A 17,700-nucleotide genomic window follows, 5' to 3' on the forward strand; every position below is an offset into this window, starting at 1 on the left:
GCCGCGCGCGGCATCTCCCGCGCCCTCGGCGCCCGACCGGCGGACGCGCAGGGGCGCGGGGGATGAGCCGGTCCCGGGCGCCCATCGCCCTCAGCGACCAGCCGACGAGCAGCGGAGCCAGGATCGAGTTCCACCATGTGTTCCCACGCGCCCGCCTCCAGCTCCAGCTCACGCTCGACCTGCCGGACTCCCCGTGCCTGAGCCACGGGCGGAACACACCTACCTCGGCAGGGAGTCTCTTCGTTCCTTTATCGCGGTCGCATGAGCTCAAGGTCCTCGCCCCACGCGTCCAGCACCTCGCCGTGTCCGGCCTCTCGGGCCGCCGCCTCGACCAGGGTGAACAGGTGCCGCTGCAGGGGTACGTCGCCTGTCGCCGAGACGCGGTCCACGGCACGGAGCAGCATGTCACTGTCCCAGCCCGGCAGTGGGTGTCGGGCGAGCTCCCACTCCAGGTACTTGTTGTAGGGGCGGGGGCGACGGTCGAGAGCGAAGAGCAGCTCCAGCAGAAACCGAGTGCTGTCGGCGGCATCGAGGCGAGCGGCGAGAACCTGGCCGTCCCGGTGGTTCTTGACGGAGCGGTAGAGAGAGTTGGCATAGGCGTCGAGCCAGCCGCTGGAGTCCTGGAACGCCTCATCGGCACGCAGCCGAGCCTTGTCGGCGAGGATTCGGGCGATGCCTCCGTCGAGCCGGTCGAGCAGGACCTGGGCACGGGCGAGGCCGTAGCGTTCAGAACCGGGCATCCCGGCTGCACGGAACTCGGTGAGGGAGACGATGACGAGGTCGAGCAGGGCGGTGCGGTGGCCCGTGAACCGGGTGAGATCGGTCGTGGCGTCATCGGCGATGACCACGTAAAGGTCGTGGTCGGAGTGTGCTGTGATCATGCCGTCGTGGGCTCGGGAACCTTTGAGGACGAGGCCGACGACTGCTGGATCAGCGGCGGCGAGTTCGACGAACGCGTCGTGGGCGAGAGGCTGCTGAGCAGTCATGGGGTGGATCTCCGGTGAGGTGATGACGGGTATGCCTGCTGGGGCGGCCCCTGGTACGGGAGGCGCCCGGCACCGTCTGCGGCTGCACATGGCCGCCGCCCGGAAGATCAACGCACATCCGGACTCTATCGCCTGGCCGGGCCGTGGGACAGAGCGTTCGGGGAGTCGTCAGGCTGCTGCTTCCCGGTTGGCAGCAGCCCTCGACGAATGGCTGCGACCAGACGCCGCGCTCACCTCTTGGCCAGCCTGAGCGGTCGTGAACAGACGACAGCACCGACTGGGAGAGTCATGACAAGTAGGTTCACCGAGCCGGCCGTTGACTGCCACGATCCGGAGAGGCTCGCGGCCTTCTGGTGCGAGGTCCTGGACTTCGAGGTGATCGACCGGAGCGAGGGCGAGGTCGGGATCGGCTCCTGGGCGCCGACCGTCCAGGATGTTCGCGCCCGCCAGATGCCGCCCACCCCGCTGTTCATCCGGGTGCCCGAGGGCAAGACCGTGAAGAACCGGTTGCACCTCGACGTCAGCCCGATCGACGGCAGCACCGAGGACGAGGTGACCAGGCTGCTCGGCCTCGGCGCCGCCAAGGTGGGCGTGGGCCAGGGCTCAGACCGGAGCTGGGTGGTCACGGCCGACCCCGAGGGCAACGAGTTCGACGTCCTGCGCACCCCGGCACCGCGGAACCAGCTCGACCCTGCCGGGGATCCTGTAGCGGCACTCCCCACCGCCAGGCCGTTGACCAGGACAGATACAGAAGTCCGGTGAGAGTTCCAGGCCACCCCGGCGGAAGGTGATCTCCGCCACCACCGGCGGGGGTGTCCTGGTGGGCAGGCTAAGCTGCACGTGCCCCGCGGGGGAAGTCCGGTCGAATTCCGGCGCTGACCCGCAACGGTAGGCGGAGCCCGTCCGAGGTCCCGCAAGCCCGATCACCCGCGGTGCGAAGGCTCCTGTCAATCGCCGTGGACTGCGAAGAGGTGCTGCGCAGGGCGCCCCGCGCCCGGGGCCGCTCCTTCTGTTGCGCAGGGGCACGGCCTGAGGCGAAAGCGACCCGCCCGTGGCCACCACCCTCGAAACCGAACCTGCCAAGCCCGCGCACACGCCCCGTACCGGAGCCGGGGTCGCGTCCCCCCGGCGCGTTCCACTGCCCCTTCTCCTGATCGGCCTGGGCGCCGCTCTGCCCGTGTCCCTCGTCTGCGGGGTGGGGATCGGGGCGTCGGGGATCTCCTGGGGCGAGGTGCTGCACCATCTGTGGGCCGGGTCGACGGGCGGGTCCATAACCCCCGGCCAGGTGCCGGCGTACACCATCGTCTGGGAGCTGCGCTTTCCCCGGGCCGTGCTGGCCGCGATCGTCGGGGCCGGGCTGTCGGCCATCGGCGTCGCGGTGCAGGCCATGGTCCGCAACGCGCTCGCCGACCCGTACGTGCTGGGCATCTCCTCGGGTGCGGCCGTGGGTGCCAACGCCGTGCTCATCTTCGGAGCCTTCGGCGCGCTCGGCGTCTGGGCCCTGTCCACGGCGGCGTTCCTCTCCGCGCTTGTGGCCATGGTGCTGGTGTACGCGATCGCCCGTACCCCTCGCGGCCTGAGCCCGCTGCGACTTGTTCTGACGGGCACCGCGATGTTCTACGGTTTCTCGGCCGTCACCACGTTCATGGTGTTCGCGGCCGAGCGCGGTGAGGCGGCTCGTTCCGCGATGATGTGGCTGCTCGGCAGCCTCGGCGGCGCCGATTGGGCCTCCGTTCCGATCGCCGCGGGGGCGGTGCTCGGCGGCCTCGTCCACCTCGCGTGGTCGGCGCGCCGTCTGAACGCCCTGGCCATGGGCGACGAGACGGCCGCCGCGCTGGGGGTGGACCCGGGGAGGCTGCGCAAGGAGCTGTTCCTGGTCTCCGCGGCCGTCACGGGGGCGGTGGTGGCGGTGAGTGGGGCGATCGGCTTCGTCGGGCTGATGGTTCCGCACGCCGTACGGATGCTCGTCGGCGCCGACCACCGGCGGCTGCTGGCCGTCGCACCGCTCGCCGGAGCCGTCCTGCTGGTCTGGGTGGACATCCTGTCCCGCGTGGTGCTCGCACCGGTCGAACTGCCGGTGGGCGTCCTGACCGCGGCCATCGGCGTGCCGTGTTTCGTCCTGCTGATGCGCCGCCGTTCCTACACCTTCGGAGGCATGTGATGCGGGTCGACGTCGACGCACTGACCGTCGAGTCCGAGGGTGCCCGGCTGGTGGAAGAGGTCACGCTGGGGGCGGCCGAGGGGCAGCTGGTCGGTCTGGTCGGGCCCAACGGCAGCGGGAAATCGACCCTGTTGCGCTGTGTCTACCGGGCGCTGCGTCCCTCGGCCGGTACGGTCCGGCTCGGCGGTGAGGACCTGTACGCCATGAGTGCGCGTGAAAGTGCCCGTCGGGTGGCCGCACTGCCCCAGGAGTCGGTCACCGAATTCGATTTCACGGTCGCCGAGGTCGTGGCGATGGGACGGTTGCCGCACCAACGGTCGGCGGCCCGGGCCACCGATGAGGACCGCGGGGCGTGCGAGGCCGCGCTGGCGGGGGTCGGCGCCGGCCACCTCGCCGACCGTGGCTTCCTCACCCTCTCCGGCGGCGAGAGGCAGCGGGTCCTGATTGCCCGGGCGCTCGCCCAGCGACCCCGGGTGCTGGTGCTCGACGAGCCCACCAACCACCTGGACATCGCCCAGCAGCTGGAAGTGCTCGCCCTGGTGCGTGGCAGCGGGCTGACGGTGCTCACCGCGCTGCACGATCTCAACCTCGCCGCGCTCCACTGCGACCTGCTCCATGTCATCGACGGCGGCCGGATCGTCGCCTCCGGCGCTCCGCACGACGTGCTCACCCCCGAGCTGCTGGCCGAGGTCTTCGGCGTGCGGGCGCATCGCGTCCCGCATCCGGAGACCGGCGCCGTACAGCTGCTCTTCGACCGTCTCCTGCCCGCTCAGCCCACTACCTGAGGAGTCACCGCCAGCATGCCGCACCCGGTACGTCCCGCCGCACTCGCACTCGCCACGGCCCTGCTCCTCACCGGCTGCGGTGCGCAGGTCACCTCTCAGGAAGGGGAGAAGGACGGTTCCGCCGCCCGTGACGGCCACTATCCGGTGACCGTGGAGAACTGCGGCCAGAAGAAGACCTACGACAAAGCCCCTCAGCGCGTGGTCACCAACGACGTCGGCATCACCGAGATCATGTTCGCGCTCGGACTCGAGGGTCATATGGCGGGCTATGTGATGCCCGACGACAAGGGCGACCTCACGTCCGTTCCCTGGAAGGACGCCTACCAGAAGACCGAGTGGCTCTCGAAGGAGAGGATCAACAAGGAGCTGGTCCTCGACGCCCGTGCCGATCTGGTCTTCGCGGGCTGGAACTACGGCTTCAGCGAGGGAACCGGCTTCACCCCCGCCGAGCTGGACGAGGTGGGCGTCGACTCGTATCTGCTGAGTGAGTCGTGCCGTAACGGGAGAGGGAAGGCACGGGGCGTGATGTCGCCGCTCGACGCCCTCTACACCGATCTTCGGAACCTGGGAAGGATCTTCGACGTCGAGGACCGTGCCGAAACCCTCATCGCGACGTTCCAGGAGCAGGTGGCCGAAGCGCAGGCGAAGGCGCCGAAGGGGGCGGACCGTCCGAGGGTCTTCCTCTACGACGACGGGCGGGACAAGCCGCTGACCTCGGGTGCGTACGCGGGTCCGCACGACATCATCACCAAGGCGGGCGGTGATCACGTCATGAAGGACCTCAAGGACAGCTGGACGACGGTCGGCTGGGAGACCGTCGTCGAACGCGACCCGGAGGTGATCGTGATCAACGACTACGGAGACACCGGCGCCGACCAGAAGCGGAAGTTCCTGAAGTCCTACCCACCGCTCGCACACGTCTCGGCCGTCGAGAACGACCGGATCGTCGTCCTCGACTACGTGGACCTGGTGGAGAGCCCGCGTAATCCCGCGGCCGTCAGCTCGCTCGCCGCAGAGCTGAGGAACTTCGACCGGGGCGGCTCTCCCCGGGGAGAGGAGTGAGGCCGCATGTCCGTCGACGCGAACCCGGTCGAAGCGACGTCCGGTCAGGCCACGGACTCGCCGCCCGCCCCGGCGAACACCCCCGCGCCCTGCCGGGTCGTCGTGTGCCGGGACTGCTGCTGCGGCAGCTCCAAGGTGCCCGGCGTCGACCACGCGGCGCAGACGGCGCGCCTGCGCGCGGCGGTTCCGACACGGGTGTCCGCCTGTCTGGACCTGTGCGAACAGGCCAACGTCATCGTCGTCCAGCCTTCCGCGGCGGGCCGGTCGGCCGGCGGCCGGCCCGTCTGGCTGGGGCTGGTCAACGACCCCGACGCCATCGAGGACATCGTCGCCTGGGCGCATGCCGGCGGCCCCGGCGTCGCACCCCTCCCGGACATCCTCGACCTCTACACCATCAGGCCGCCGCGGCGGGGCACGACCCTTTGAGACCGCGCTCACCGGACCGCCCTCCGTGCGGCGGCGGCCGGGGCCGCCGCCGCACGAGCGGGTCACCACGGCCCCCATCGGATCCACGTCGCGGAGCCCGCCGGAAAGGAAACGCCACGGCATGACCGAACACGCTCAGACTCAGGCATCCACCGAGGCCGTCACCGCGGCCCTGCACGACGTGGCGGCCCTCGGCGGCTTCTTCGTCCTGCCCGTCGGCGGCCCGGACGAGGGCTGGCACCCGCTCGACCGGTCCTCCGCGCGCGGCTTCACCGACCTGTCCGCAGCCGTCGCGCGGCGGTACCGCACCGGCGAACCGCGGATCGGCGTGTCCATCGCCCACCTCGGACACGCGGCCCGTCTCTGGTCCCCCGCCCTGGCGTGCGTGCTGCTGCACGGGATCGTCCCGGACCTGACGGAGCTGCAGCGTGCCGACGACGGACCGGCCCTCCGCCTGCCCCGCCCCGCCGGTTGGTGCGCCGAGCGGCTCCCCGATCCCGCTCTCGCCCTGAACGAGCAGGTGATGCGGCATCTGCGCGCGCTCGAGGCCGGACTGCGCGTCAAGATCGCTCCGCGCCTGCTGGACGGGAACGCCGCCTCCGCACTCGTCGGGTCGGCCCATGTCCTGCTGTCGGCCCGCCCCGAGCTGCGGGAGCCGCTCACGGACCTCACCACCCGGCTGCTGAGCACCGGACGACTCGCGGGCACCGGAGTGATCACCGGCCCGGATCTCACGTTCCGCCGCCGCAGCTGCTGCCTCTACTACCGTGCGCCGAACGGCTCGAAGTGCGGCGACTGCTGCCTGGCCGGCCGAGACGGACCGTCAGCCTGACCCTGTTCGACTCGGTCCGCAGCACGTGTGCACGGCCGTCGCCGTGCACATCGAGCGCCTCATGTCAGTCACTCGTTACTCGAACTCCAACCGTTTGGTGACCATTTGACCCGGTGGTTGACCTGGGCATGATGGGCTGGGCAGGGTGAGCCGGTCTGCCTTCCGTCTCTCCTCAGGAGTCGTCGTGACCGACAGCACCGACCCCGGCTCTGCCGCACGCCGCCCCACCCGCCGCGGACTGCTGCGCACCGCCGGACTGATGGCCGGCCTCACCGTGGCCGGGCTCCCCACCTCCGCTGGTGCGGCTGTCCCCTCCGGGACAGAACCGTCCCTGCTGCCGACCGTCAAGAACGGCACGGTGACCGGGGCCGGAGACCGTGAACTGCGCGGTGAGTGGATCGCCACCGTCGCCAACATCGACTGGCCCTCGCGGCCCGGCCTGAGCCCCGCCGCGCAGCAGACGGAGTTCGTCGCGCTGCTCGACCACGCCAGATCGATCGGGCTCAACGCGGTGTTCGCTCAGGTCCGCCCGACGGCCGACGCGTTCTGGCCCTCACGGTTCGAGCCGTGGTCGCAGTATCTGACCGGGACTCAGGGGCAGGATCCCGGTTACGACCCACTGGGCTTCATGGTCGACGCCGCGCACGCTCGCGGGCTGGCCCTGCACGCGTGGTTCAATCCGTACCGCGTCTCGCAGCAGTCCGACGTCACCAAGCTCGTGCCCGGCCACCCGGCGCGGCTGCACCCGGAATGGATCGTCTCCTACGGCGGCCGGCTGTACTACAACCCCGGCATCCCGGCCGCCCGCGCCTTTGTCGAGGACGCCGTCATGGACGCGGTGGAGCGTTACGAGATCGACGGCGTCCACTTCGACGACTACTTCTACCCCTACCCGGTGGGTGGCCAGGACTTCCCCGACGACGACGCCTTCGCCGCGTACGGCGCGGGCTTCACCGACCGGGCCGCCTGGCGCCGGCACAACGTGGACCTGTTGGTGCGGGAGGTGCACGAGCGGGTGCGCGAGGTGCGGCCCGAAGCGGCGTTCGGCGTCAGCCCCTTCGGCATCTGGCGCAACGCCTCCAGCGACCCGCGGGGCTCGGCCACCGGCGGCACCCAGTCCTACGACGCGCTGAACGCCGACACGCTGGGCTGGGTACGCAACGGCTGGCTGGACTACATCGCCCCGCAGCTCTACTGGAACATCGGTCTCCCCGTGGCCGACTACGGCGTCCTCGCTCCGTGGTGGGCGGACGCGGTGCGCGGCACCGACGTGCAGCTGTGGATCGGCCAGGCCGTGTACAAGGTGGGCGACCCCGCCCAACCGGCCGCCTGGCAGGACCCGGCCGAGCTCTCCCGGCACCTGACGATGGACAAGGGGTTGCCGGGGATCACCGGCGAGATCCTGTTCAGCGCCACGGACGTGACCGCCGATCCGATCGGCGCGATCAGCAGGATGGCCGGCGACCACTGGCAGCGGCCCGCACTGCCTCCCGTCCTGCCGAGGCTCGCCGGCGGTCCCGCGCCGCTGCCCCCGCTCGCGTCGGCGACGCGGACAACCGGCGGCGGGATCCGGATCGAGGTGCGCTCCCGCGGCAACCACGTCCCCGCGCTGTACGCGGTCCGGCTGCGCGGCGCCGCCGGCGGCGACGAGCTCGTGGCGGTGCTCCCGGGCGCCCGCAGCACCGAGTGGACGGGGCCGGCGGCACCGGAGGGCTCGGCGTACGCGGTCACCTCGGTGGACCGTGCCAACCGCGAAAGCGCCCCCGTCACCGCACGGCCGCGCACACACTGACGTCGTATCCGGTCCGACCTCCTGGCTCCACCCGGCCGACGGAGCCAGGAGGCGCGGAACCCGCGGCAGCCACGCAGTGTCGGACGTGCCGACGGGCCCTTGATCCCCAGGCAGACCTCTGCCATGACCTCTTTCCCGTCCCGATCCGGTGCCGCACTCGACCCACGGCTCGCGTCCGCGCTCGCCGAGGTCCCGGTCGTCGCGTCGGTCGTCGGCACCCGGCCGCTGCTGCAGTTCCCGACCGCGCCGGCCCTCGGGTCCGTCGCCGCCACGTCCGCCCCCCACCCCCGCCTCCGGCACCTGCGCCGGGACCAGCTACCGTCCGTCCCGCCCGCCGCTCTGAAGAGGTCCGCCCACCACCCCGGGAGTGAGTCCCCCATGTCATACGTCGTCGCCCGCCACCGCACCAAGGAGGGGAGGGGGAACACCGTTCTCCCCCTGCTCGACACCGTGGCCGCCGCCTCCGGCCAGGAGCCGGGCAACCACGCCCACCGCGTCCACCAGGGCACCGAGGACCCGCGGGCGATCGTGCTGTACGAGGAGTACGTCTCCGAGGTCGACTTCACCGCGCACCGCGTCACCTCGCACTTTCAGGACACCGTTCTCGGCACGGTGGTCCCGCTGTCGGAGAGCCGTGACGCGCTGCGCCGTGCCCCGCGCCCGGAGGTGAGGGCATGAAGACCCGTGCGGTGGTCCTGCGCGGCGTGTCGACGGCCCGCCCCTACTCCGACACCCGTCCGGTGGAGGTGGAGGAGCTGGAGCTGGGCGCCCCGCGCGAGGGCGAGGTGCTGGTGCGGATCGCCGCCGCCTCGCTCTGTCATTCGGACCTTTCGGTTGTCAACGGCGACCGGGTCCGCCCCCTGCCCATGGCGCTGGGCCATGAGGCGGTGGGCGTCGTCCAGGACACCGGACCGGGCGTCAGCCGGGTCCGTCCCGGTGACCATGTGGCTCTGGTCTTCGTGCCGAGCTGCGGCTTCTGCGCCGACTGCGCGGCGGGTCGGCCCGCCCTGTGTGCGCAGGCGGCCGCGGCGAACGGATCGGGTGCGCTGCTGCACGGCTCCTCGCTGCTGACCGATGCCTCCGGCGCCCCGGTCCACCACCAGCTGGGCGTCTCCGCGTTCTCCGAACACGCGGTGCTGGCCCAGGAATCGGTGGTGCCGATCCCGAAGGACATCCCGTTCACGGTGGCGTCGATGTTCGGCTGCGCCGTCCTGACCGGCGCCGGAGCCGTCATCAACACGGCGGCCCTGCGCCCCGGCCAGTCGACGGTGGTGTACGGCCTGGGCGGCGTGGGCCTGTCCGCGGTGCTGGGTGCCCGTGCGGCGGGCGCGTACCCGATCATCGCGGTCGACCCGGTCCGGGAGAAGCGCGAGCTGGCTCTCCAGCTGGGCGCGACTCATGCCTGCGCCCCCAGCGAGGCGATCGAGGAGATTCGCGAACTCACGGGAGGCGGGACCGAGTTGGCCGTTGAGGCGGTGGGCAGCCCCGAGGTGATGGCTCAGTGCCTGACCGCCGTGGCCCGGGGCGGCAAGGTCGTCTCGGTGGGCCTGCCCGCCCCCGACCGGGTGCTGGAGGTTCCGGCCCTGGCGTTCGCGGGCGAGGGAAAGTCCCTGCTGGGCTCGTACATGGGTGACGCGGTCCCGCGCCGCGACATCCCCAGGTTCCTGGACCTGTGGCGGGCCGGTCTGATGCCGGTGGAGCGGATGCACACGGGCACACTGCCGCTGTCCGACATCAACGCGGCGATGGAGGAGCTGGCTTCGGGCCGGGCGATCCGTCAGGTCATCGACGCCTCGGGCATGCTGGGCGTCTGACGCGGCCTGCCGGGCCCGGCCGATGGCGCTCCTCCCGGTCACGGGAGGAGCGCCATCGGTGTCTTCCCGGTCCGGCGCGTCGCCGCCCGCGGTCGTGAGCATGTGCTGGACGTCGTCCAGAGCGTCCTCCTCCAGCACCGGCGCTCGTGGCAGCCGGCGTTCAATCGGACGAGGCCCGGCCCGTGTGAGGTTCTGGCCCGAGGTGGGCGACCTGTGGGACGGCTCCCTAGAGTGCGGTGCATGTCACCGGTATCACGTCCACGCAAGTCGAAGAAGGCCAAGCGCTCGAAGAGGGGCGGTGCGGACGGGGCCGCCGTGTCCCGCGGCGCGGACCAGCCGTTCGGCGGCGCTCCGCTGCCCGGGCAGCGGTCGGCTCTGGCCGCACTCGCTCGGGGCCTCGGTCATGACCGGGAGGAGGCCGTCTGGTACGCCGAGTCGAGCGCTCGCGTGCTTGACGAGGCGGGGGTGCTTCTCGGAGCCGACGGGCCACGTGAGGTGGAGGACGCGACGGCTGTGCTGCTGGGTGCCCGGCTCCATGAGCGTGTGCACGGTGATGTCGGTGGTCTGTGGTTCGGTGCCTGGTTCGAGCAGCTCGCCCAGGCCGCGGCCGAACAGGTCCGGGCCGGCCTGGAGGGGGACGGCGGCGCGTGGGAGGCGCCCTGGCGGCTGCTGCACGGTATGGCGTCGATCGGAACCCCCGACCTGTGCGCGGTGGTCCTTCGGATGATGAACGGCGTGCGGAAACAGGTCCGTGGGGCGGTGCAACCGCCCGACTGGTTGCGGTTGCTGCCCAAGCCGACCGCGACGGGCGAGGTCCGGCTGCTGAGGGACCCCTGTCTGCCGCGGATCGGGGTGCTGGCGGAGTTCGCCTATCCCGGTGGGGTCGACCGCCATGTCTACCTGTGGGACGTCGATGCCTGCGAGGTCCCGTGCCTGGCCGGTGGGGGCACCCATGAGGACTTCGCGCAGGCGGCTGCGGCCTGGCGGTCGGCCGTCGGCGACACGGCCGGACAGTGCGCGCCGCACGTACCCGATCAGGCGGATCTGCAATGCCTCGTCCAGCTGGATCTCGGCGAGGAGATGCTGCGGGGCACGGAGAACCGCGGTCAGCTGGACGAGTGGTACCGCGCCGGCCGCCGCCTGTACGACCTGGACCGCGCCCTGCGCAAGCGCGGGCAGGGGCTTCCGCCCCGCCGGTCGCTGTACACGGACGTCGAGACGCGGTGGGCCGAGGAAGCGTTCGGTGCGTGGTACGCCGAGCGGAACGGCGGCCGGCGCCCCGAGCCGGAGGGGGCGGCCGCGCTCGCCGAGGAATGGCTGGAGGGCGCTCTGCCGGGCACCGAACTGCAGCCGTCCCCCCACCGGGTGCAGCACCAGTACGCCCTGATCCACGACTGGAGGCCCGACCACCCCGTCACCGCGTCGGCACATGCCCTCTTCCCGGACTGGGTCCGCTTCCTGGCCGAGCGCGGAGGGTACCCGGAAGCCCTCGCCGAACGGGCCGCCACGACCGCGACGACCGGCGAACGTACCCCGGCGGACTGTCCGATCGAGGACTTCAGCGGCTTGGACGGAGCACCGGACAGGTCGCGCTCGGCGGAGTGACGACCCGCCCTGCCACCGACCGACCCGGGGTTTCTCCGATCCGCTCGCAACCGTGTGCGAATGTGTGCCCGGATGGCAGGGTGAGGTGGCAGCGCGGTGCGGCCCGGCCCCGGACACGGAAGACGGAGGTGGCCGGGCAGTCTCGCGGAGAGCCCGGCGGAGAGACGCGGCGAAGAAGAAGACAGTCGATGAGGGCGAGGTCATCAGGTGGTTCGAGGCAGGGTGGACCTACCAGCAGATGACCGATGAGTACTGGCGCAAGTACAACCTCGAGACCCAGCTGTCGATGTGGTCCGACTTCCGTCGTCGCCGCGGTCTGACCCGTCGGATCACACGCGACGACGACCTGATCCCCTGGGCCGTGGAACTGCGTCACCGACACCTGTATCCGCTGGCGATGCTCCGGGTGGAAGCCAGGGCCCGAGCAGGCATGAGCCTGGACCAGGACTCCAGGAAAAGGCTGGAGTCCTGGCGGTCCATGCTCACCAGGGACAACGTCGTCGTGCACTACGGCCCCGAGGCGGAAGGCGGCTTCCTCTACGTCCCGCGTGAGGAGGCCGACGACATCATCCGCCGGCCGGCGAGGAAGACGACGCAACGGCGCAACGCGGACGCCCGCTGACCGGCGCGCCGGCCACCTCCTGACGGCAGGGGCGCCCACTGCCGGAACAACGCCTCGCGCGTCGCCCCCGCGTACACCTCCCGGCCGGCTCGTCCGGTCCCGTCCCGGCCGGTCGTTAGCCCACCCGGGGCACCCGGACCACCCGGTCGCGATGGTGGCCGCGCGCCCCGTGGCCGCCGACCGCACGATGACCGTGTTGCCGACCGGCAACCGATCGGTACCGGCCGGATGCGAAGGAGGCCCCGCGGTGGGCGAGCTGTACATCGACGGCGAGTGGACGAAGGCGGCGGCCGGCGGGCGGCGGGAGGTGGTCAACCCGTACGACGCCTCCGTCGTGACCACCGTCGACGAGGCGGACGCCACCGATGTGGACCGCGCGGTGCGCGCCGCCCGGCGTGCCTTCGACGAGGAGGACTGGGCGAACGCCCCCACCCGTCGGCGCGCCGACCTCCTGCTGCGCGTCCACGACCTGCTGCTGCGCGACAAGGAGGAGATCGCCCGCACCGAGACCGCCGACACCGGCAAGACGCTGACCGAGTCCCGCTTCGACGTGGAGGACGTGGCGAACGCCTTCCGTTACTTCGCGGAACTCGCGGGCAAGGACGGCGGCCGTGTCGTGGACGTCGGCCCGGACGTCCTCAGCCGCGTCGTCTACCAGCCGGTCGGGGTGTGCGCGCTCATCGCCCCCTGGAACTACCCGCTGCTGCAGGCCTCGTGGAAGGTGGCGCCGGCGCTGGTCGCCGGCAACACCTTCGTCCTCAAACCCAGCGAGACCACACCGCTCACCACGATCGCCATGATCCGGCTGATCGAGGAGGCCGGTGCCCCGCCCGGCGTCGCCAACCTGGTGCTCGGCTCCGGGGCGACCGTCGGCGCGGCCCTGACCGGCCACCCCGAGGTCGATCTGGTCTCCTTCACCGGAGGCCTGGCCACCGGCCGCACCATCATGGCCGCCGCCGCCGAGGGACCGAAGACCGTCGCCCTGGAACTGGGCGGCAAGAACCCCAACATCGTCTTCGAGGACGCCGACTTCGCCGCCGCCGTGGACTACGCGCTGGACGCCGCCTTCCTGCACGCCGGGCAGGTCTGCTCCGCCGGTTCACGCCTGCTGGTCCAGGACTCCCTGTACGACCGGTTCGTCGAATCCCTCGCCCGGCGCGCCCGGTCGATCCGCCTGGGCGACGGCATGGAGGAGGGCACGGAGAGCGGCCCGCTCAGCTCCGCCGAGCACCGTGACAAGGTCGAACGCCACATCGCCGCCGCCCGGGAGGAGGGCGCCCGGCTCGTCACCGGCGGCACCCGCCCCGACGACCCGGCGCTGAGCCGCGGCTTCTTCCTGCTGCCGACGGTCTTCGCCGACTGCGACAGGTCCATGCGCATCGTGCGGGAAGAGGTCTTCGGGCCGGTTGTCACCGTCGAGCGTTTCCACACCGAGGACGAGGCGGTGGAGCTGGCCAACGACACCCGCTACGGCCTGGCCGGCGGCGTGTGGACCTCCGACGCGAGCCGTGCCCAGCGCGTCGCCCAGCGGCTGCGGCACGGCACCGTGTGGATCAACGACTTCCACCCCTACGTACCGCAGGCCGAGTGGGGCGGCTTCGGCCGCTCCGGCGTCGGGCGCGAGCTGGGACCCACGGGCCTGCGCGAATACCAGGAGGCCAAGCACATCTACCAGAACCTCGCCCCGGCACCCTCCGGCTGGTTCAAGGGCTGACCGGGCGCGGCAGCACGACGCAGCACACCATCCGCCCCCTCCCGACGGCCACCGAAGAAAGGCACCCCATGGCCTCCACCACCCCGCACGGCGCCGAGTCCTCCTACGACTACGTCATCGTCGGCGGCGGCACCGCCGGCTGTGTGCTCGCCGCCCGCCTGAGCGAGGACCCCGACTGCCGTGTCTGCGTCATCGAGGGCGGCCCCAGTGACGTCGGTGACGAGCGCATCCTGCGTCTGCGCAACTGGATCAACCTGCTCGGTACGGAGTTCGACTACGGCTACACCACCGTCGAACAGCCGCGCGGCAACTCGCACATCCTGCACTCACGGGCCCGCGTACTCGGCGGCTGCTCCTCCCACAACACGCTGATCAGCTTCCTGCCGCTGCCGCAGGACCTCGACGACTGGGTGGCCCACGGCTGCGCCGGCTGGGACCCGGCGACGATCCTCCCCTACCGCGACCGGCTGCTCACCAAGATCGTCCCGGTGGCCGAGGCCGACCGCAATCCCATCGCCAAGGACTTCGTCACCGCCGCCTCCCGCGCCACCGGCGTCCCCGTCATCGACGACTTCAACGCCGAGCCCTTCGCCGACGGCACCGGCTTCTTCTCCCTGGCCTACGAGCCGGAGGGCAACCTGCGTTCCTCCACGTCCGTCGCCTACCTCCACCCCGTCATGGACCGCCCCAACCTCACCCTCCTCCTGGAGACCTGGGCCCACCGGCTGCTCACCGACGAGTCGGGAAGGCTGACCCGCGTCGCCGTCCGCGGCGCCGACGGCGAGCCCGCCACCGTGCGCGCCGAACGCGAACTCCTGCTGTGCGCCGGCGCCATCGACACCCCGCGCCTGCTGATGCTGTCCGGCATCGGCCCGGCCGAGGACCTGCGCCGCCTGGGCATCGACGTACAGGTCGACCTGCCCGGCGTGGGGGAGAACCTGCTGGACCACCCCGAGTCCGTGATGGTCTGGGAGACCAAGGGCCCGCTGCCGCCCAACTCCGCGATGGACTCCGACGCCGGCCTGTTCCTGCGCCTCGAGAAGGGGCAGCCGCGCCCGGACCTGATGTTCCACTTCTACCAGGTGCCGTTCACCGTCAACACCGAACGCCTGGGCTACCCCGTCCCGGAGCACGGGGTGTGCATGACGCCGAACGTGCCCCGGGCCCGCTCCGTCGGCCGCATGTGGCTGCGCAGTTCCGACCCGGCCGAGCACCCCGCCCTGGACTTTAGGTACTTCACCGACCCCGACGGCCACGACGAGCGCACCATCGTCGAGGGGCTCAAGGTGGCCCGGGAGGTCGCCGCGACCGATCCCCTGAGCGGCTGGCTCCTCCGCGAGGTCGCGCCCGGCCCGAACGTCACCTCCGACGCCGACCTGTCGGAGTACGGGCGCCGCGCGGCCCACACCGTCTACCACCCGGCGGGCACCTGCCGCATGGGCGCGGCGGACGACCCGATGGCCGTCTGCGACCCGGAGTTGAGGCTGCGCGGCGTCGAGGGCGTGCGCATCGTCGACGCGTCGGTGTTTCCGACGATGCCCACCATCAACCCCATGGTGACCGTCCTGCTCGCCGCCGAACGCGCCGCCGACCTGCTCACCGACAGCCCCGGGCCCACCGGCCGGGAGACGGCACGGTGACCGGTCCGCGCCCTCGCGCACAGATGCCCGCAGGCCGACACGGCCGGCCGCCGAGAGCCCGCGTCCTCGACCCTGTCCTCGTCCTGAGCGAAGGAGGAACCCGACCGTGTCGACCGCTGGAGGCAAGGGCACCGGAGCCGCGCCGGAGGATACGCCGGCGGAGGAGGTGCCGATGGGCACGGTCCGGCTCAAACCCGTGGTCTTCTTCGGGTCGGCCCTCCTGATCCTCGCGATCTCGATCTGGGCGATCATCACCCCCTCCGGTGCGGAAACGGTCATCGGAGTGGTGGTCGGCAAGATCTCCCGCTGGTTCGGCTGGTACTACTTCCTCGCCGCGAGCCTGTACCTGCTGTTCGTCGTCTTCATCGCCGTGTCCAAGTACGGCACGGTCAAGCTGGGCCCCAAGCACTCCAAGCCCGACTACGGCCTCTTCACCTGGGGGTCGATGCTGTTCGCGGCGGGCATCGGCATCGACCTGATGTTCTTCTCGGTCTCCGGACCCGTCAGCCACTACCTCGCGCCACCGCAGGGCGACCCGGAGACGCTGGAGGCCGCCCGGCAGGCCGTGGTGTGGACCCTGTTCCACTACGGCATCACCGGCTGGGGCATGTACGCGCTCATGGGCATGGCGCTCGCCTACTTCTCCTTCCGGTACCGGCTGCCGCTCGCGATCCGCTCCGCGCTCTATCCGATCATCGGCCGCCGGATCCACGGGCGGATCGGTGACGCCGTCGACCTGGCGGCCATCATCGGCACCGTGTTCGGCATCGGCGTGACGCTCGGCATCGGCGTGGTGCAGCTGAACTACGGACTGAAAGTCCTCTTCGGCGTGCCGGAGGGGCTTTCCGCGCAGATCGCCCTGATCGTCGTCGCGGTGGCGATGGCCACCGTGTCCGCGGCGTCCGGCGTGGACAAGGGCATCCGGCGGCTGTCGCAGCTCAACGTCCTCCTCGCCGCCCTGCTGATGCTCTACATCCTGGTCGTGGGTGAACCGTTCCGGTTGCTCAACGCCCTGGTCCAGAACGTCGGGGACTACATCAGCCGTTTCCCGTCGATGACCCTGAACACCTTCGCCTACGACCAGCCCATCGAGTGGTTGGACGCGTGGACGCTCTTCTTCTGGGCCTGGTGGATCGCCTGGGCGCCGTTCGTCGGGCTCTTCCTGGCCCGCATCTCCCGCGGCCGCACCCTGCGCGAGTTCATCGCGGCGACGCTGGTCATCCCGTTCCTCTTCACCGGTCTCTTCCTGTCGATCTTCGGCAACAGCGCCCTGTTCCTGGTGCGCGGCGGGAACACCGAGTTCGGCGAAACGGCCATGAACACCCCTGAGCACGGCTTCTACAACCTGTTGGCACAGTACCCGGGGTTCCTGTTCAGCGCCGGACTCGCGACGTTCGTCGGGCTGCTGCTGTACGTCACCTCCGCGGACTCCGGGGCCCTGGTCATGGGCAACCTCAGCGCCGAACTGCCCACCCCGGTGACCGACGCGCCCTCGTGGCTGCGCATCTTCTGGGCGGTGGCGACAGGGCTGCTCACCCTCGCCATGCTCATCGTGGGCGGTGTGCACGCGCTCACCAACGCCACCATCATCATGGGTCTGCCCTTCTCCTTCGTCATGTTCCTGATCATGGCCGGGCTCTATCTGGCGTTGCGCACCGAGCGGATGCGGGCGGAGGCGAGGATCGCCACGCTGCCCGGGAGGCTCTCCGGCCGTACGGCGCAGCACGGTCTGCCGGGGGCGCCGAACTGGCGGCATCGGCTGGCGCGAACGATGGCGTTCCCCGGCAGGCGGGCGGCCGCGAGATTCGTCGACCACGTGTGCCGTCCCGCCTTCCAGGAGGTCGCCCAGGAGCTGCGGGAGCAGGGAGCGGAGGCGGAGGTCCTGGAAGGCACCGACGAGGAGACCGGCCTCGCCCACGTCGGCCTGCGGGTGCCGATCGGCCCCGGCGACGAATTCCTCTACGAGGTCCGACCCGTCGAGCTGCCGACCCCCGCGTTCGCCACCCGGTCGGTCAGCACGCACGACACCTACGTACGTTTCGAGGTCCGGCTCGCCGAGGGCAACCAGGACTACGACGTGATGGGTTACACCAAGGAACAGCTCATCGCCGACGGCCTCGACCAGTACGAGCGGCACCTGGAGTTCCTGCGGATGCGCCACGAGGCGGCCACCCGCTCGAGCTTCCCCCACCACCGCCTGGACGCGCCGGACGCACACCTGCCGGAGGAGTAGGCCTTACGCGGGCCCCACGCGGGGGCGG

General features: G+C 71.3%; 14 protein-coding genes, 1 pseudogene and 1 riboswitch. Of the genes and pseudogenes, 14 read left to right on the forward strand and 1 reads right to left on the reverse strand.

What is annotated here, in order from left to right; genetic code table 11:
• Nucleotides 1-248: 248 nt before the first annotated feature.
• Nucleotides 249-986 (reverse strand): hypothetical protein, encoded by a 738-nt coding sequence (locus AC6F7H_RS26290; RefSeq protein ID WP_500759487.1) that lies wholly within the window; start codon nucleotides 984-986, stop codon nucleotides 249-251.
• A gap of 288 nt (nucleotides 987-1,274) precedes the next feature.
• On the opposite strand from AC6F7H_RS26290, the gene AC6F7H_RS26295 reads away from it, so the two are divergent.
• The 14 genes and pseudogenes from AC6F7H_RS26295 (at nucleotide 1,275) to betT (ending at nucleotide 17,672) form a co-directional block, all read left to right on the forward strand.
• Nucleotides 1,275-1,748, forward strand: coding sequence for a VOC family protein (locus tag AC6F7H_RS26295; RefSeq protein ID WP_500759488.1), 474 nt, complete (start codon nucleotides 1,275-1,277; stop codon nucleotides 1,746-1,748).
• Nucleotides 1,749-1,814: 66 nt separating this feature from the next.
• A riboswitch (cobalamin riboswitch) is annotated at nucleotides 1,815-1,935 on the forward strand.
• Nucleotides 1,936-2,037: 102 nt separating this feature from the next.
• Nucleotides 2,038-3,147, forward strand: a complete 1,110-nt coding sequence (locus AC6F7H_RS26300; protein ID WP_500759489.1) for a FecCD family ABC transporter permease — start codon at nucleotides 2,038-2,040, stop codon at nucleotides 3,145-3,147.
• Nucleotides 3,147-3,932, forward strand: coding sequence for an ABC transporter ATP-binding protein (locus AC6F7H_RS26305; RefSeq protein ID WP_500759490.1), 786 nt, complete (start codon nucleotides 3,147-3,149; stop codon nucleotides 3,930-3,932). Before AC6F7H_RS26300 ends, AC6F7H_RS26305 begins: the two co-directional genes overlap by 1 nt.
• Before the next feature lie 15 nt (nucleotides 3,933-3,947).
• Nucleotides 3,948-4,994, forward strand: coding sequence for an ABC transporter substrate-binding protein (locus tag AC6F7H_RS26310; RefSeq protein ID WP_500759492.1), 1,047 nt, complete (start codon nucleotides 3,948-3,950; stop codon nucleotides 4,992-4,994).
• Between the two features lie 6 nt (nucleotides 4,995-5,000).
• Nucleotides 5,001-5,420, forward strand: coding sequence for a (2Fe-2S) ferredoxin domain-containing protein (locus AC6F7H_RS26315; protein WP_500759493.1), 420 nt, complete (start codon nucleotides 5,001-5,003; stop codon nucleotides 5,418-5,420).
• 121 nt (nucleotides 5,421-5,541) lie between these two features.
• On the forward strand, nucleotides 5,542-6,252 hold the full coding sequence (locus AC6F7H_RS26320) for a (2Fe-2S)-binding protein (RefSeq protein WP_500759495.1): 711 nt from the start codon (nucleotides 5,542-5,544) through the stop codon (nucleotides 6,250-6,252).
• Between the two features lie 259 nt (nucleotides 6,253-6,511).
• A pseudogene (locus AC6F7H_RS26325) lies at nucleotides 6,512-7,741 on the forward strand (glycoside hydrolase family 10-like protein); the annotation flags it as partial.
• A 426-nt stretch (nucleotides 7,742-8,167) separates the two neighbouring features.
• Nucleotides 8,168-8,722 (forward strand): putative quinol monooxygenase, encoded by a 555-nt coding sequence (locus AC6F7H_RS26330; protein ID WP_500759496.1) that lies wholly within the window; start codon nucleotides 8,168-8,170, stop codon nucleotides 8,720-8,722.
• Nucleotides 8,719-9,858 carry a zinc-binding dehydrogenase gene (locus AC6F7H_RS26335; protein WP_500759497.1) on the forward strand — a complete coding sequence of 380 codons (1,140 nt, stop codon included), beginning with the start codon at nucleotides 8,719-8,721 and terminating at the stop codon, nucleotides 9,856-9,858. Before AC6F7H_RS26330 ends, AC6F7H_RS26335 begins: the two co-directional genes overlap by 4 nt.
• 240 nt (nucleotides 9,859-10,098) lie before the next feature.
• Nucleotides 10,099-11,463, forward strand: a complete 1,365-nt coding sequence (locus AC6F7H_RS26340; protein WP_500759498.1) for a hypothetical protein — start codon at nucleotides 10,099-10,101, stop codon at nucleotides 11,461-11,463.
• A 238-nt stretch (nucleotides 11,464-11,701) separates the two neighbouring features.
• Nucleotides 11,702-12,085: a hypothetical protein gene (locus tag AC6F7H_RS26345; protein ID WP_500759499.1), complete on the forward strand. Its 384-nt coding sequence runs from the start codon at nucleotides 11,702-11,704 to the stop codon at nucleotides 12,083-12,085.
• Between the two features lie 247 nt (nucleotides 12,086-12,332).
• A complete protein-coding gene (locus AC6F7H_RS26350; RefSeq protein WP_500759500.1) occupies nucleotides 12,333-13,799 on the forward strand; it encodes an aldehyde dehydrogenase family protein in 1,467 nt (488 codons plus the stop codon).
• A gap of 68 nt (nucleotides 13,800-13,867) precedes the next feature.
• Nucleotides 13,868-15,439 carry a GMC family oxidoreductase gene (locus AC6F7H_RS26355; RefSeq protein ID WP_500759501.1) on the forward strand — a complete coding sequence of 524 codons (1,572 nt, stop codon included), beginning with the start codon at nucleotides 13,868-13,870 and terminating at the stop codon, nucleotides 15,437-15,439.
• A 106-nt stretch (nucleotides 15,440-15,545) separates the two neighbouring features.
• The gene (gene betT / locus AC6F7H_RS26360; RefSeq protein ID WP_500759503.1) at nucleotides 15,546-17,672 is read left to right on the forward strand and encodes a choline BCCT transporter BetT; all 2,127 of its coding nucleotides are present in this window, start codon (nucleotides 15,546-15,548) and stop codon (nucleotides 17,670-17,672) included.
• The last annotated feature ends 28 nt before the right edge of the window (nucleotides 17,673-17,700 follow it).

This window comes from Streptomyces sp. MMS24-W38 (assembly GCF_059889265.1).

What these genes read in the sequence shown, in the direction of transcription:
- AC6F7H_RS26290 (WP_500759487.1), bottom strand. Translation starts at nt 986, where the DNA reads ATGACTGCTCAGCAGCCTCTCGCCCACGACGCGTTCGTCGAACTCGCC.
- AC6F7H_RS26295 (WP_500759488.1), top strand. Translation starts at nt 1,275, where the DNA reads ATGACAAGTAGGTTCACCGAGCCGGCCGTTGACTGCCACGATCCGGAG.
- AC6F7H_RS26305 (WP_500759490.1), top strand. Translation starts at nt 3,147, where the DNA reads ATGCGGGTCGACGTCGACGCACTGACCGTCGAGTCCGAGGGTGCCCGG.
- AC6F7H_RS26310 (WP_500759492.1), top strand. Translation starts at nt 3,948, where the DNA reads ATGCCGCACCCGGTACGTCCCGCCGCACTCGCACTCGCCACGGCCCTG.
- AC6F7H_RS26315 (WP_500759493.1), top strand. Translation starts at nt 5,001, where the DNA reads ATGTCCGTCGACGCGAACCCGGTCGAAGCGACGTCCGGTCAGGCCACG.
- AC6F7H_RS26320 (WP_500759495.1), top strand. Translation starts at nt 5,542, where the DNA reads ATGACCGAACACGCTCAGACTCAGGCATCCACCGAGGCCGTCACCGCG.
- AC6F7H_RS26330 (WP_500759496.1), top strand. Translation starts at nt 8,168, where the DNA reads ATGACCTCTTTCCCGTCCCGATCCGGTGCCGCACTCGACCCACGGCTC.
- AC6F7H_RS26335 (WP_500759497.1), top strand. Translation starts at nt 8,719, where the DNA reads ATGAAGACCCGTGCGGTGGTCCTGCGCGGCGTGTCGACGGCCCGCCCC.
- AC6F7H_RS26340 (WP_500759498.1), top strand. Translation starts at nt 10,099, where the DNA reads ATGTCACCGGTATCACGTCCACGCAAGTCGAAGAAGGCCAAGCGCTCG.
- AC6F7H_RS26345 (WP_500759499.1), top strand. Translation starts at nt 11,702, where the DNA reads ATGACCGATGAGTACTGGCGCAAGTACAACCTCGAGACCCAGCTGTCG.
- AC6F7H_RS26355 (WP_500759501.1), top strand. Translation starts at nt 13,868, where the DNA reads ATGGCCTCCACCACCCCGCACGGCGCCGAGTCCTCCTACGACTACGTC.